A 14,249-nucleotide genomic window follows, 5' to 3' on the forward strand; every position below is an offset into this window, starting at 1 on the left:
CGGATTTGTGGCTTAAGGTATTTGGCTCAGTGTGTTACCATGTCGCGCTGTTTAAGCCAAAGAACAACTAATTAGGGATTAAGGCTTTCTATGAGCGATCTGGCCAGAGAGATCACGCCGGTCAACATCGAAGAAGAGCTCAAGAGTTCCTATCTGGATTACGCCATGAGCGTGATCGTAGGACGAGCTCTGCCGGATGTGCGTGATGGCTTGAAACCGGTTCACCGCCGCGTTCTGTTTGCTATGAACGAGTTGGGGAACGACTGGAACAAGCCCTATAAAAAATCGGCCCGTGTGGTCGGTGACGTAATCGGTAAATATCACCCGCACGGCGATAGCGCTGTGTATGACACCATTGTCCGGATGGCGCAGGATTTCTCCATGCGTTACATGCTGGTCGATGGTCAGGGCAACTTCGGTTCGGTCGACGGCGACAGCGCCGCGGCCATGCGTTACACCGAAGTGCGGATGGCCCGCATCTCTCACGAGCTGCTGGCTGATCTGGACAAAGAGACCGTGGACTGGGTGCCGAACTACGATGGCACCGAGATGATACCGGCTGTCATGCCCACCAAGGTTCCCAATCTGCTGGTCAACGGCTCCTCCGGTATTGCGGTGGGCATGGCGACCAACATTCCGCCTCACAACCTCACCGAGATAGTCAATGGCTGTCTGGCGTTGATCGAGAACGGCGACCTCACCATCGACGAGCTGATGACCTACATCACCGGCCCGGATTTCCCCACTGGTGGCATCATCAACGGTCGTTCCGGCATCGTGCAGGCGTACCGTACCGGTCGTGGTTCCGTCTATGTGCGGGCCAAGGCCGAAGTGGAAGTGGACGAGAAGACCAGTCGCGAGACCATCATCGTTCACGAGATCCCCTATCAGGTGAACAAGGCTCGTCTGATCGAGAAGATCGCCGAGCTGGTCAAAGAGAAGAAGATCGAGGGCATCAGTGCCCTGCGCGATGAGTCTGATAAAGACGGCATGCGCATCGTTATCGAGATCAAGCGCGGCGAGTCCGGCGAGATTGTGCTGAACAATCTCTACAAGCACACCCAGATGCAGACCACGTTCGGCATCAACATGGTGGCGCTCGATAACAATCAGCCCAAGGTGATGAACCTTAAAGAGATCCTGGATGCGTTCCTGCTGCACCGTCGTGAAGTGGTGACTCGCCGGACCGTGTTCGAACTGCGCAAGGCGCGGGATCGGGCGCACATTTTGGAAGGTCTGGCGGTTGCGCTGGCCAACATTGATCCCATCATCGAGCTGATCCGTCACAGCGCGACCCCGGCCGAAGCGAAAGCGGGCCTGGTTGCCAAGGGCTGGGAGCTCGGCAACGTGGCGTCCATGCTGGAGAAAGCGGGCGATGACGCGGCACGGCCAGAGTGGCTGGAGCCGGAGTTCGGGATCCGTGAAGGTCAATACTTCCTGACCGAACAGCAAGCCCAGGCCATCCTTGACCTGCGTCTGCACAAGCTGACTGGTCTCGAGCACGAGAAGATCCTGGAAGAGTATCAGTCTCTGCTGGATCTTATCGCCGAGCTGCTGCACATCCTGGCGAGCCCGGCTCGTCTGATGGAAGTGATCCGTGATGAGCTGCTGGCTGTGCGCGAGCAGTATGGCGACGAGCGTCGCACCGAGATCAGCATGTCCAGTGCCGAGATCAACATCGAAGATCTGATCACCCCGGAAGACGTGGTCGTTACCCTGTCTCACCAGGGTTATGTGAAGTATCAGCCGCTCTCCGACTACGAGGCCCAGCGCCGCGGTGGTCGTGGCAAGTCGGCCACCCGGATCAAGGAAGAGGACTTTGTGGAGCGTCTGCTGGTGGCCAACACCCACGACACCATTCTGTGCTTCTCCACCCGTGGCAAGGTCTACTGGCTCAAGGTGTATCAGCTGCCGGAAGCGTCCCGTGGCGCCCGCGGTCGTCCGATCATCAACCTGCTGCCGCTGGATGAGGGTGAGCGCATCACCGCCATCCTGCCAGTGAAGGAATATGACGCCGACAAGTATGTGTTCTTCGCCACCGCCAACGGTACCGTGAAGAAGACCAGCCTGTCTGACTTCAGTCGTCCGCTCTCCTCCGGTATCCGTGCCATCAACCTCAAAGAGGGTGATGAGCTGATCGGGGTGGATATCACCGACGGCAGCAACGAGATCATGCTCTTCTCCGACGCGGGCAAAGTGGTTCGCTTCGCGGAAGGCAGCGGTCGCGCTGATGCCGAGGTCAGCGATGACGTTGAAACCGACGACGATGCCGGCAACGACGATGATGGTAGCGACAACGGCGAAGGCACCGAAAGCAAGGGCACCTTCAAGGGCGTACGCCCGATGGGTCGTACCGCTGCCGGTGTGCGCGGCATCAAGCTGGGCACTGGTGACAAGGTGGTTTCCCTGATCGTTCCGCGTGGCGAAGGAGCCATCCTCACCGCTACCGAGAATGGTTACGGCAAGCGTACCGCGCTGGCTGAGTACCCGACCAAGAGCCGTGGTACCCAGGGCGTTATCTCCATCAAGGTGGATGAGCGCAATGGCAAGGTGATCGATGCGATTCAGGTCGAAGATACCGACCAGATCATGCTGATCACCAACGGTGGTACCCTGGTGCGTACCCGCGTTGCCGAGGTGAGCGTCATTGGCCGTAACACTGGCGGTGTCCGTCTGATCCGTACCGGTGAAGACGAGACCGTGGTTGGCCTGCAGCGTATCGCCGAAAGCGATGAAGACGAAAACGACGCAGTGGCCGTTGATGGTGAGGTATCCGAAGGTACCGATACCGCGACCGGCACTGATACAGGCGAGACAGGTGAAGCGGGCGACGAGTAATCGTCTTCTGAGTTACTTGGCTTAGCAAAAAGAGCGACCCTGGTGGTCGCTCTTTTTATTTGTCTGCCTTTTCAGTCAGTTGATAGCAAGAAAGGGGGCTGACGGGATCACTCCTGTAGCCACATTCTGGCACTGCGGGCCGGAATGGCGATCCTTACCCACTGGCTCTGCACGTTTACCACGGCATTGGCGTCGAGCACGTCCCGGTAGTTGCGATACCAGTTCATCTCGAACTTGGCGGTGTCGAGCCAGTACTCCTGCTCATCGTCGCACTTGTTGATACCGACCAGTCCCTGTTTGCCCCGTTTGAACAGCACGAAACAGTCGCCACTGCCAACCAACTGCATTGGCTGACCCTGCACCGTATTGTGGAAGCGGATCATCCCCTTGAGGTCGCTGCGCAGGTAATAGTCCTGCCAGCGCAGCCCGTCCTTGGCCTGGGTCTCGCCATGATCGGAGTAAACCAGCGGCGAGCCGCCGTCGCGGCCGAGCAGGTAGGCATAGGCCAGCTTCTCATCAGTCTGGCTTAAGATCTGATAGCGAAAGCCGTCATTGGTGGGGATGTCATGGGTGACTGCGAAGGTAACCGCACGGCTGCCCGGCAGTGCCTGACCATAAGCTCCCGGATCGGCCAGCAGGTTCATGCTGCCGCCATAGCCGAGTGCCCTACGCAGAGAGGCAAACAGCGGGAAGTCATAGGCGCCCTGACCGCTGCTTTCAAGATAGGGTTTGAGGAAGCGCTCGTAATCAGTGCTGCCGGCGCCCCCTGTGGTGATCACCTCGCCGAATACATGCATCCCCTGTTTGATCTCGGGGGTGAACACGGCATTTATCTGGTAATCGCTCATGTGCTTGACCGCATCGACCCGAAAGCCCTTGATCCCCATCCCCTTGAGCGCCTTGAGGTAGGCCTGCTGCTGGCTCACTACCCAGTTGTTGGGATCAAGATCTGGCAGCCCCTTGTCACCGGCACCGCCACACAGGCGCCAATACTGGACATGACCCGGATCGCTCCAGTCGCTGATGCACCCTTCGGGATGAAAATCAGAGGCGGCCAGCAGGTTTTGCCCCAGATCACCAAACAGCTTCTGGCGCTCGAAATAGGCCGGATTGGCGGCGTACTGACCGAGCAGTTCGCTGCCGGGGTAGTTGAGATCGCTGCGCTTCCAGCTCTCGTTGGCCATGTGGTTGAGCACCACGTCGGCATAGACGGCGATACCTCGTGCCTTCATGGCGGCGATCAGTTGCTCGAGCTCCTGCTTGTTGCCAAGGGGGGAATCGACAAGGCGCAGATCCTGCGGTTGGTAACGGGCCCACCACTCGTTGCCTGATGATTTCAGAGGCGGTGAGATCAGCACCTGTTTATAGCCTGCTTTTTGGATGAGGTCGGCTTTGGCCGTTACTTCACTGTACTTCCAGTTGAAGGCGTGCAGTATGACGTCGGCATGTGCCAAAGGAGCGATCAGCATGCCTGCGATCGCCCATATTCCCGCTGTGTGTTTCATTATTATTTCCCTGTTTTTATTGATGCCTTAATCGGCAAGCCAGCTTTGACAGGAACAGAGTGTGCTGCAATCCCAGCTCTGCTGATTTGTGACCGATTTCAGATTGAGTTCGCAGGAATTGTGAGCTGTCGCTGCTTTCCCCCAACACGGCCAGTCACTGTTTCACCAGTGATTTTTGTCATTTCCCTGTCATCCCGAGTCGCTATCCTGCCCGGCGAGTGGTGCGCTGTTGCCATCACCTTCAACGTCAGGAGCTGCATATGACCAGTTGGATCACGTGGGAAATTTGGTGGAGCCGGGTTTGGGGCGAGTCAGATTTACAACAGTGTGGGGAGGATGAGCTGGAAGTGGCCTATGAACCCTCTCGGCTGCCGGTTGAAATGGTGCAACAGGGTAGGGGCAAGCGAGCTGACTAAGGCGCTGACCCCGGCTTTCCCGGGGAGTGCGCTCTTGTCTCGATGGTTTCACCTCGGGAAAACCGGGGGAGTATGCGGGATGATTAGAAGAGTGACAGCTGCTCCCCCGGGCGGATAAAACCATCCAGCCTGAGCTGAATATGGCGTTTGCCAAGACCAAGACGCTTGCTGATAAGGCGAAAGCGTTGGGACAGCAGATCGGCAAATTGTCCCTCACCACGCATGCGGGTGCCGAAGGCGGTACTGTTAAGCCCGCCGCCGCGGCTGGCCCGCAGCTGGTTCAGGATTGCTTCTTTTTGGCCCGGATAGTGGGTATCGAGCCAGTCACCAAATAGCGGAGCCAGCTCATGAGGTAGCCGCAGCAGGATGTAATCGGCGCAGCTGGCGCCCGCCTCGGCGGCTGATTTGATGATCTGCTCCAGCTCCGGCTCATTGAGCCGCGGGATCATGGGGGCAGCCAGTACCCCCACCTGCACGCCAGCACTGGCCAGCTTCTCGATCACTTTTAAGCGGCCGGCGCCCGTGCTGGCGCGGGGTTCCAGCTGTCGCCGCAGGGTTTCGTTCAAGGTCGTCACCGACACCATCACCTGACACAGTCCCTCGCTGGCCAGCTCGGTCAACAGATCGAGGTCGCGCAAGATCATCGCGCTCTTGGTAATAAGTCCGACCGGATGGCGGTGCGCCAGCATCACTTCCAGCAATTGCCTGGTCAGGCGATAGCGTTGCTCTATGGGTTGGTAGGGGTCGGTATTGGCGCCAATGAAGATGGTCTGTGGCTGATAGGTCGGTTTGGCAAACTCTCGGCGCAGCAGCTCGGCCGCATTGCGTTTGGCAAACAGCTTGCTCTCGAAATCGAGGCCGGGGGAGAGCTCCAGATAGGCGTGACTGGGTCTGGCATAGCAGTAGATACAGCCATGTTCGCACCCCTGATAAGGGTTGATGGAGCGACCAAAGGGGACATCTGGTGAGCTGTTGTAGCTGATGATGCTGCGTGCGTCGATCTCCCGTACCTCGGTGCCAGGCACAGAGGGGGTGAAGGCGGCATCCCAATCGGACGATAGCCAGCCGTCATCGACCCACTCGACAAGGGGGCCGCTAAAACGGTGATCGATATTGTGGGGGCAGCCTCGTCCTGCCATGGTGCGCACCTATACTGTTTATACATACAGTTATTTTGCAGGCGCTTCAGATAAATGACAACTACAGCTCATCGAGCCGGTACAAAAAGGGTGGTCGCAGGGTTCTCTTGCTTGATCGCAGTGCTACATTTCGTTTACATAGATGAAATGAGAACTGGATCACGGAAATCATCATGAGCCCAACCACTTCCCGTTGGTTATTTATCGGTCTGCTTGGCCTGGTTATCTGGCGTTTGATTCCGCTCTCCACCGAGCAGGAGCTGGCTTCCGCCAACCGTGCCTGGCGTACCGGTCACTTCGATGAGGCAACCCGGATCTGGTCGCCATTGGCAAAACAAGGGCAACCAAGGGCGCAGGCGCTGATGGGCTGGAGTCATGAGGTGGGGCAGGGGAGTGAGCAGGATATCAGCCAGGCCATCAGCCTCTATCGCCAGGCGGCACAGGCAGGGGATCCCTTCGGTCAATATCGGCTGGCGGATGTCTATTTGCGCGGAGCAGGCGTGAAGCGGGATCTGCGCCAAGCCTTTCACTGGATGGATCTTGCCGCTCGCAATGGTGATGTGCCGGCCATGCTGAAAGTCGGGGTGCTCCATCTGATGGGGGCGAGTGGGCGTGTCGATCTTTCTCAGGCGAAACAGTGGCTCTATCAGGCAGCGAAAAAGGGCAACAAGCTGGCGCTTCAGGTGCTGCAGGAGCTGGCACTGGCCGAGGAGGGGAACAGTCGTTTTGACTTCAACTGGCAATCCCTGCTTGGTGAATAGTCGGCAAGCGACTCATTTAACTGTAGAAAATCTCATCAAATCCGATACAGCCACGGTGACTTCTGGTAGCATGGTGCCGTTTTGGCTTGGTTTGTCACGTTAGACATGCTGTTTACGTGTCAGGCCGTCTTCGCAAAGTGCTGTGGAGAACCGGAACATCACCTTATTCGAATCTCTTTTTCCATCCCGCATGTGACCTTTGGTACGGGTCACCACTGTATAAGGAAACACATAATGCCAATCATTACTCTGCCTGACGGCAGCCAACGTCAATTTGCCCACTCTGTTTCCGTCATGGATGTGGCCGCGGACATCGGTCCCGGTCTCGCCAAGGCGTGCATTGCCGGTCGGGTAAACGGTGAACTGGTAGATGCGTGCGAGCTGATCGAAGCCGATGCTGCGCTGGCCATCATCACCGCCAAAGACGAAGAAGGTCTGGACATTCTGCGCCACTCCTGCGCCCACTTGCTGGGTCACGCCATCAAGCAACTCTGGCCCCAGACCAAGATGGCCATCGGTCCTGTCATCGACAACGGTTTTTACTATGACGTTGATCTTGACCGCACCCTGACCGATGAAGATCTGGCTGCCCTGGAAGAGCGCATGCTGGCGCTGGTAGCCAAGGATTACGACGTCATCAAGAAGAAAGTCTCCTGGCAAGAAGCGCGTGATGTGTTCGACGCGCGCGGCGAGTCTTACAAAGTCGAAATCCTGGATCAGAATATTGCCCGTGATGACCAGCCAGGTCTCTATCATCACGAAGAGTACATCGACATGTGTCGCGGCCCGCACGTGCCCAACATGCGGCACTGCCACCACTTCAAGTTGCTGAAGATGTCCGGCGCCTACTGGCGTGGCGACTCCAACAACAAGATGTTGCAGCGTATCTACGGTACCGCCTGGGCTGACAAGAAGCAGCTCAAGGCCTATCTGCAGCGTCTGGAAGAAGCCGCCAAGCGCGACCACCGCAAGATCGGCAAGCAGCTCGACCTGTATCACATGCAGGAAGAAGCGCCCGGTATGGTGTTCTGGCACAACGATGGCTGGACTATCTTCCGCGAGCTGGAAACCTTTATCCGCGGCAAGCTCAAAGAGTACGACTATCAGGAAGTGAAAGGTCCGTTCATGATGGACCGCGTGCTGTGGGAGCGTTCAGGTCACTGGGAAAAATACGCCCAGGCCATGTTCACCACCCAGTCCGAGAACCGCGAGTACGCCATCAAGCCGATGAACTGCCCGGGTCACGTCCAGATCTTCAACCAAGGTCTGAAATCCTACCGCGATCTGCCGCTGCGTATGGCCGAGTTTGGCTCCTGCCACCGTAACGAGCCGTCCGGTTCCCTGCACGGTCTGATGCGGGTACGTGGCTTCACTCAGGATGACGCTCACATCTTCTGTACCGAAGAGCAGATCATGGAAGAGGTCTCCGGCTGTATTCGTATGGTCTATGACGTCTACGGTACCTTTGGCTTCGAGAACATCGTGGTCAAGCTCTCCACTCGTCCCGAGCAGCGTATCGGTTCCGACGAGATGTGGGATCGCGCCGAGCAAGCACTGGCCGAAGCGCTGGAGCTCAATGGTCTGAAGTACGATCTGCAGCCGGGTGAAGGGGCGTTCTACGGTCCCAAGATTGAATTTACCCTGCACGATTGCCTTGATCGTGCGTGGCAATGTGGTACCGTGCAGCTCGACTTTGCTCTGCCTGGTCGTTTGGGTGCCACTTATGTGGGCGAAAACAACGATCGCCACGTACCTGTGATGATCCACCGGGCCATCCTGGGTTCTATCGAGCGTTTCATCGGTATTCTGACTGAAGAGTACGCCGGTCTGTTCCCGACCTGGTTGGCGCCGACTCAGGCTGTAGTCATGAATATCACGGATAATCAGGCCGATTATGCGGTGAAAGTAGCCAAAGCATTGAATGATGCGGGCATTCGCGCAAAAGCGGACTTGAGAAATGAGAAGATTGGCTTTAAAATCCGCGAGCATACTTTGAAACGAGTACCTTTCATGCTGGTCTGCGGCGATAAAGAAGTTGAAGCCGGTAAGATTGCAGTACGGACTCGTAAAGGGGCTGACCTGGGCACTTATCCTGTTGAAGAGTTCATTGCTCTGTTGACCCAGGAAGTTCAGACCCGCGGACAAAAGAAAGTGGAGGAATAAGCTATAAAAGGCGGAAAAAAACTGGGCAAGCAACCGCAAGCCCGCGCTCACCGGATCAATGAAGAGATCCGTCTGAAAGAAGTTCGTCTGACTGGTCTGGATGGTGAAGCCATTGGCATCACCTCCATTCAGGATGCTCTGAACTTGGCCGCAGAGGCCGGAGTTGATCTGGTCGAGATCAGTCCAAATGCTGAGCCGCCCGTTTGCCGGATCATGGATTACGGCAAATTCCTCTACGAAAAGAGCAAAACAACCAAAGAACAGAAGAAAAAGCAGAAAGTCGTCCAGGTCAAGGAAATCAAATTCCGTCCTGGTACTGACGAAGGCGACTATCAGGTAAAACTACGCAACCTGGTTCGCTTTCTGGAAGACGGGGACAAGGCTAAGGTCACCCTGCGCTTCCGTGGTCGTGAAATGGCCCACCAGGATCTTGGTATCAAGGTTCTGGAGCGCGTCAAGAACGATCTGGAAGAGTTGGCCGTAGTCGAGTCGTTCCCGAAAGTCGAAGGCCGTCAAGCTGTGATGGTCCTCGCACCTAAGAAGAAATCTTAAGGCCCACAAGAAATTGACTCATGGGGCTTGCCCCATGAGTTGGTTCGCCTTGCGATTTTGTTGTCACTCACAATGCGGAGTATGAAATGCCGAAGATGAAAACCAACCGGGGTGCTGCAAAGCGCTTCAAAAAGACTGGCTCGGGTCGCTTCAAGTGCAAGCACAACCACCTGCGTCACATCCTGACCAAGAAGAGCAGCAAGCGTAAGCGTCAGCTGGGACCGAAATTCATGGTTTCTGCTGCCGACCACAAACGTGTTGTCGCTTGTCTGCCGTACGCATAAGGGGGGATGTGAAAAATGCCAAGAGTTAAACGTGGTGTGACTGCTCGAGCTCGTCACAAGAAAGTAATGAAAGCCGCCAAAGGTTACTACGGTGCCCGTTCCCGTGTTTACCGCGTAGCGGTACAAGCGGTAACCAAAGCTGGTCAGTATGCCTACCGTGACCGTCGCCAGAAAAAGCGTCAGTTCCGTCAGCTGTGGATTGCACGTATCAACGCTGCAGCCCGTCAGAACGGTCTGTCCTACAGCCGTCTGATCAACGGTCTGAAGAAGGCTTCTATCGAGATCGATCGCAAGATCCTGTCCGATATCGCCGTTCACGACAAAATGGCTTTCACCGCCCTGGTTGAAAAAGCTAAAGCAGCTCTGGTTTAATCCAGTCCTGTTATAAACGCTAAAAGGAGGCTCAGGCCTCCTTTTTTGTATCTGTGATTTACTGCTTAAGCTCGCATTATTATTTGTGCCCATATCTGGTCACAGGCTGCATTTATGTGCTGTATATGGCACTGCAGAACAAAGTGCATGTTGTTTAAGAGTGCATTGCCATCAAATTGAAGGTTGTCTCAGGGCGAGGGGCTGACGTAGCTGTCAGGCTATCCAGTGCTGCGTGTTGGTCATTTTGCATATCATGCTAATCCAACTATGTAGAGGTTTGGCATCATTCTAATCAGTTGGATGTATTTGTGAAGTGATGATATGCCAACAAACTTGATTTGAAAGCCACTTTTTCAAGACGCCCAAGGATTCATTGAGACTCACATGATATAACAAAATGATTTATAGGGAGAAAAGCCCACCTTAACTATGGTCAGCGAAGGGGCTTTTTTTGTATTATTCCCCTCTTGACCTTATTTAGCCTAAAGGCTCCTGTACCGGGAGTGGTGACGAGGAAGACATGCAACAGCTTGAAGAAGTAGTCGGCCAAGCCAGGGCCGAAATTGAGGGCGTAAGCGACATCGCCGCCCTTGACGAAATCCGGGTCAAATATCTGGGTAAAAAGGGTTTTTTTACCGAGCAGATGAAGGGCCTGGGCGCCCTGTCCGCTGAAGAGCGTCCCGCTGCGGGCGCCGTGATCAACCAGGCCAAACAGCAGGTTCAGGATGCCCTGAACGAGCGTCGGGAAGCCCTCGAAATCGCCGTGCTGAACCAGAAGCTGGCTGCTGAGACCATCGACGTCAGCCTGCCGGGTCGCCGCATCGAGAATGGCGGTCTGCACCCGGTGACCCGCACTATCGAGCGCATAGAGCGCCTGTTTGGCGAAATGGGCTTCAAGGTTGCCCGTGGTCCCGAGATTGAAGATGGCTTCCACAACTTCGATGCGTTGAATATTCCGGCTCACCATCCGGCGCGTACCGATCACGATACCTTCTACTTCAATCCTGATCTGATGCTGCGTACCCACACCTCCGGTGTGCAGATCCGCACCATGCAGCAGCAACAGCCGCCGATCCGCATCATTGCACCGGGCCGCGTCTATCGTAACGACTACGACATGACTCACACCCCGATGTTCCATCAGGTTGAAGGTCTGCTGGTTGACGAGCATGCCAGCTTTACCGAGCTGAAGGGCATTCTGCACGACTTCCTGCGCAACTACTTCGAGGAAGACCTGACCATTCGCTTCCGTCCTTCCTATTTCCCATTCACCGAGCCGAGCGCCGAAGTAGACGTGATGGGCAAGAACGGCAAGTGGCTGGAAGTGCTGGGCTGCGGCATGGTGCACCCGAACGTGCTGCGTTCGGTCGGTATCGATCCGGAAAAATACTCCGGCTTTGCCTTCGGCATGGGCGTTGAGCGCCTGACCATGCTGCGTTACGGGGTCAACGACCTGCGTGCCTTCTTCGAAAACGACCTGCGCTTCCTCAAGCAGTTCAAGTAAGGGCGAGAGAACATGAAATTCAGTAAATCCTGGGTGATGGAGTGGGTCCGCACCGAGTTGAGTGACAATGCACTGGCCGAGCAGATCACCATGGCCGGTCTGGAAGTGGACGCCGTGGAAGCGGTTGCTGGCCAGTTCAACAATGTGGTCGTGGGTGAAGTGGTCGAGTGCGCCCAGCATCCGGATGCCGACAAACTGCGGGTGACCAAGGTCAACGTGGGCGAAGCCGAGCTGCTTGATATCGTCTGCGGCGCGCCAAACTGCCGCCAAGGCCTGAAAGTGTGTGTGGCCAAAGTAGGGGCGACCCTGCCGGGTGATTTCACCATCAAGAAAGCCAAGCTGCGTGGCCAGCCGTCTCACGGCATGCTCTGCTCCTTCAGCGAGCTGGGTATCGACGTCGAAGCCGATGGCATCATCGAGCTGCCGGCCGATGCCCCCATCGGTACCGATATCCGCGAATACCTCGCGCTCAACGACGTCAGCATCGACGTGGATCTGACCCCGAACCGTGCCGATTGCCTCGGCATCGCGGGTCTGGCCCGTGAAATCGGTGTGCTCAACAGCGTTGACGTGGTCGAGCCGACCTGGACGCCTGCAGTTGCCACTATCGATGCCACCTTCCCAATCCGGGTTGAAGCGCCGGCTGATTGCCCCCGTTATTTGGGTCGCGTCATCAAGGGGCTGAACCTGCAGGCCCAGAGCCCGCTCTGGATGCAAGAGAAGCTGCGTCGTGGCGGCATTCGCTCCATCGACGCCATCGTCGATATCACCAACTACCTGTTGCTGGAATATGGTCAGCCGATGCATGCCTTCGACCTGGCCAAGCTGGAAGGGGAACTGGTGGTACGCCGTGCTCACGCTGACGAGCCCATGACTCTGCTTGATGGCAACGAAGTAAAGCTCAAAGAGACTACCCTGGTGATTGCAGATGCCAAAGGCCCTGCCTGCATGGCCGGTATCTTCGGTGGCGATCGCACCGGTGTCTCCGAGACCACTACCGACATCCTGCTGGAGTGCGCCTTCTTCGCGCCGCTCTCCATCACTGGCCGTGCCCGTGCCTACGGTCTGCACACCGACTCCTCCCACCGCTTCGAGCGCGGGGTGGATCCCGAGCTGCAGGCCAAGGTGATGGACCGCGCTACCCGTCTGCTGCTGGATATCAGTGGCGGTGAAGCCGGCCCGGTCATCGAGGTCAAATCCGATGCCCACCTGCCGAAAGCGGAACCCATCCGCTTGCGTCGCACCAAGCTCGACAAAGTGATCGGTATCAGCGTGGCTGATGCGCAGGTGGTCGAGATCCTGACCCGCCTAGGTATGCAGGTCACTGTTGATGCTGACGGTTGGACCGCGCTGGCACCCTCCTGGCGTTTCGATATCGCCATCGAGGAAGACCTCATTGAGGAAGTGGCCCGCATCTACGGCTACAACAACATCCCGAACCTCAAACCGGCCGCCTCTCTGGCGATGGTTGAGCAGGCAGAAGGGCAGGTGACCTTGAAGCGCGTGCGTGACCTGCTGGTTGATCGCGGTTTTCAGGAAGCGATCACCTACAGCTTCGTCGATCCCAAGAGCCAGCAAACTCTGTTCCCGCAGAGCGATGCCATCGTGCTGCCCAACCCGATCTCGGTCGAGATGTCCGCCATGCGTGTCTCTCTGTTCCCGGGGCTGGTGCAAGCGGTTGTCTACAACCAGAACCGTCAGCAGCCGCGAGTGCGCCTGTTCGAGCAGGGCCTGCGTTTCATCAAGGATGAAAGCGCCGAGAATGGCATCCGTCAGGAGCCGATGCTGGCTGGCATCATCACTGGCAACCAGAGCGACGAGCACTGGGACATCAAAACCCGCGCAGCCGATTTCTTTGATCTGAAAGGGGATCTGGAAGCGGTGCTGGACTTGACCGCCGAAGGGGCCACTTTTACCTTCGAGCGTACCGAGCACAGCGCCCTGCATCCGGGCCAGAGCGCAGCCATTCTGCGTAATGGCGAGGTCATCGGCCACATCGGCGTGATCCACCCGAGCCTTGAGAAGAAGCTGGGTCTCAAGAGCCGTGCGGTGATGTTTGAACTGGAGCTGGACAAGCTGACTGCGGCCAAGGTACCGGTTGCTGCCGAAGTATCCAAGTTCCCGGCCAACCGTCGTGACATCGCCGTGGTGGTCGATCGTCAGGTTCTGGCAGGGGATGTTCTGGCAGTAATTAAAAAAGTTGGCGGAAATCAGGTAGTTGGAATAAACTTGTTTGACGTATACCAGGGTGCTGGTATGGCCGAGGACAAGAAGAGCCTGGCTATCAGTCTTGTTCTGCAAGATACCCAGCGCACCCTGGAGGAGAAAGAGATTGCCGAGACCGTAGACAATGTCGTGCGGGCCCTTGGTGAAGAGTTGAATGCATCCTTGAGGGATTGATCTATGGCGCTTACCAAAGCCGACATTGCAGAGCACCTGTTCACCCAACTCGGGATGAGCAAGCGTGAAGCCAAAGATATGGTGGAAGCCTTCTTTGAGGAAATCCGACAGGCGCTTGAGCGTGGTGAACAAGTCAAGATTTCAGGCTTCGGTAATTTTGACCTTCGTGAGAAGAATCAGCGTCCCGGACGCAACCCAAAGACCGGTGAGGATATCCCTATCAGCGCCCGTCGCGTGGTGACTTTCCGGCCTGGCCAGAAGCTCAAGGCCAGGGTAGAAAATGTTGAACCCAACGAGTGATAAAAAGCCAGGCAG

12 protein-coding genes are annotated in these 14,249 nt (G+C 56.6%); 10 read left to right on the forward strand and 2 right to left on the reverse strand.

Translation table 11 applies throughout. The annotated features are described in order from the left end of the window. Positions 1 to 90: 90 nt before the first annotated feature. The gene (gyrA, locus tag ACE1BR_RS13965) at positions 91 to 2,838 is read left to right on the forward strand and encodes a DNA topoisomerase (ATP-hydrolyzing) subunit A (protein WP_374871236.1); all 2,748 of its coding nucleotides are present in this window, start codon (positions 91 to 93) and stop codon (positions 2,836 to 2,838) included. 107 nt (positions 2,839 to 2,945) lie between these two features. Here gyrA and ACE1BR_RS13970 read toward each other — a convergent pair whose 3' ends face one another. Continuing rightward, positions 2,946 to 4,343, reverse strand: coding sequence for an alpha-amylase family protein (locus ACE1BR_RS13970; protein ID WP_374871238.1), 1,398 nt, complete (start codon positions 4,341 to 4,343; stop codon positions 2,946 to 2,948). Between the two features lie 260 nt (positions 4,344 to 4,603). Here ACE1BR_RS13970 and ACE1BR_RS13975 point away from each other — a divergent pair, with 260 nt between their 5' ends. Further along, positions 4,604 to 4,759, forward strand: coding sequence for a hypothetical protein (locus tag ACE1BR_RS13975; protein WP_374871240.1), 156 nt, complete (start codon positions 4,604 to 4,606; stop codon positions 4,757 to 4,759). Between the two features lie 83 nt (positions 4,760 to 4,842). Here the strand turns inward: ACE1BR_RS13975 and ACE1BR_RS13980 are convergent, their stop codons facing one another. Further along, positions 4,843 to 5,898: a PA0069 family radical SAM protein gene (locus tag ACE1BR_RS13980; RefSeq protein ID WP_374871242.1), complete on the reverse strand. Its 1,056-nt coding sequence runs from the start codon at positions 5,896 to 5,898 to the stop codon at positions 4,843 to 4,845. Between the two features lie 173 nt (positions 5,899 to 6,071). Here ACE1BR_RS13980 and ACE1BR_RS13985 point away from each other — a divergent pair, with 173 nt between their 5' ends. The 8 genes from ACE1BR_RS13985 to ihfA all read left to right on the forward strand — a co-directional run bounded on the left by ACE1BR_RS13985 (position 6,072) and on the right by ihfA (position 14,234). Continuing rightward, positions 6,072 to 6,659: a tetratricopeptide repeat protein gene (locus ACE1BR_RS13985; protein ID WP_374871244.1), complete on the forward strand. Its 588-nt coding sequence runs from the start codon at positions 6,072 to 6,074 to the stop codon at positions 6,657 to 6,659. A gap of 234 nt (positions 6,660 to 6,893) precedes the next feature. Continuing rightward, on the forward strand, positions 6,894 to 8,822 hold the full coding sequence (gene thrS / locus ACE1BR_RS13990) for a threonine--tRNA ligase (protein ID WP_374871246.1): 1,929 nt from the start codon (positions 6,894 to 6,896) through the stop codon (positions 8,820 to 8,822). A 21-nt stretch (positions 8,823 to 8,843) separates the two neighbouring features. After that, complete coding sequence (infC, locus tag ACE1BR_RS13995) at positions 8,844 to 9,374, forward strand: translation initiation factor IF-3 (protein ID WP_196783562.1); 531 nt, start codon at positions 8,844 to 8,846, stop codon at positions 9,372 to 9,374. Positions 9,375 to 9,460: 86 nt separating this feature from the next. After that, the gene (rpmI, locus tag ACE1BR_RS14000; RefSeq protein WP_005336688.1) at positions 9,461 to 9,658 is read left to right on the forward strand and encodes a 50S ribosomal protein L35; all 198 of its coding nucleotides are present in this window, start codon (positions 9,461 to 9,463) and stop codon (positions 9,656 to 9,658) included. 15 nt (positions 9,659 to 9,673) lie between these two features. Next, positions 9,674 to 10,030, forward strand: coding sequence for a 50S ribosomal protein L20 (gene rplT / locus ACE1BR_RS14005; protein WP_005336687.1), 357 nt, complete (start codon positions 9,674 to 9,676; stop codon positions 10,028 to 10,030). Between the two features lie 520 nt (positions 10,031 to 10,550). Further along, positions 10,551 to 11,534, forward strand: a complete 984-nt coding sequence (gene pheS, locus ACE1BR_RS14010) for a phenylalanine--tRNA ligase subunit alpha (RefSeq protein WP_374871248.1) — start codon at positions 10,551 to 10,553, stop codon at positions 11,532 to 11,534. Between the two features lie 12 nt (positions 11,535 to 11,546). After that, positions 11,547 to 13,934 (forward strand): phenylalanine--tRNA ligase subunit beta, encoded by a 2,388-nt coding sequence (gene pheT, locus ACE1BR_RS14015; protein WP_374871250.1) that lies wholly within the window; start codon positions 11,547 to 11,549, stop codon positions 13,932 to 13,934. A gap of 3 nt (positions 13,935 to 13,937) precedes the next feature. After that, positions 13,938 to 14,234, forward strand: a complete 297-nt coding sequence (gene ihfA / locus ACE1BR_RS14020) for an integration host factor subunit alpha (RefSeq protein ID WP_005300715.1) — start codon at positions 13,938 to 13,940, stop codon at positions 14,232 to 14,234. The last annotated feature ends 15 nt before the right edge of the window (positions 14,235 to 14,249 follow it).

It is taken from the genome of Aeromonas sp. MdU4 (assembly GCF_041929505.1).
Taxonomy (GTDB): domain Bacteria; phylum Pseudomonadota; class Gammaproteobacteria; order Enterobacterales; family Aeromonadaceae; genus Aeromonas.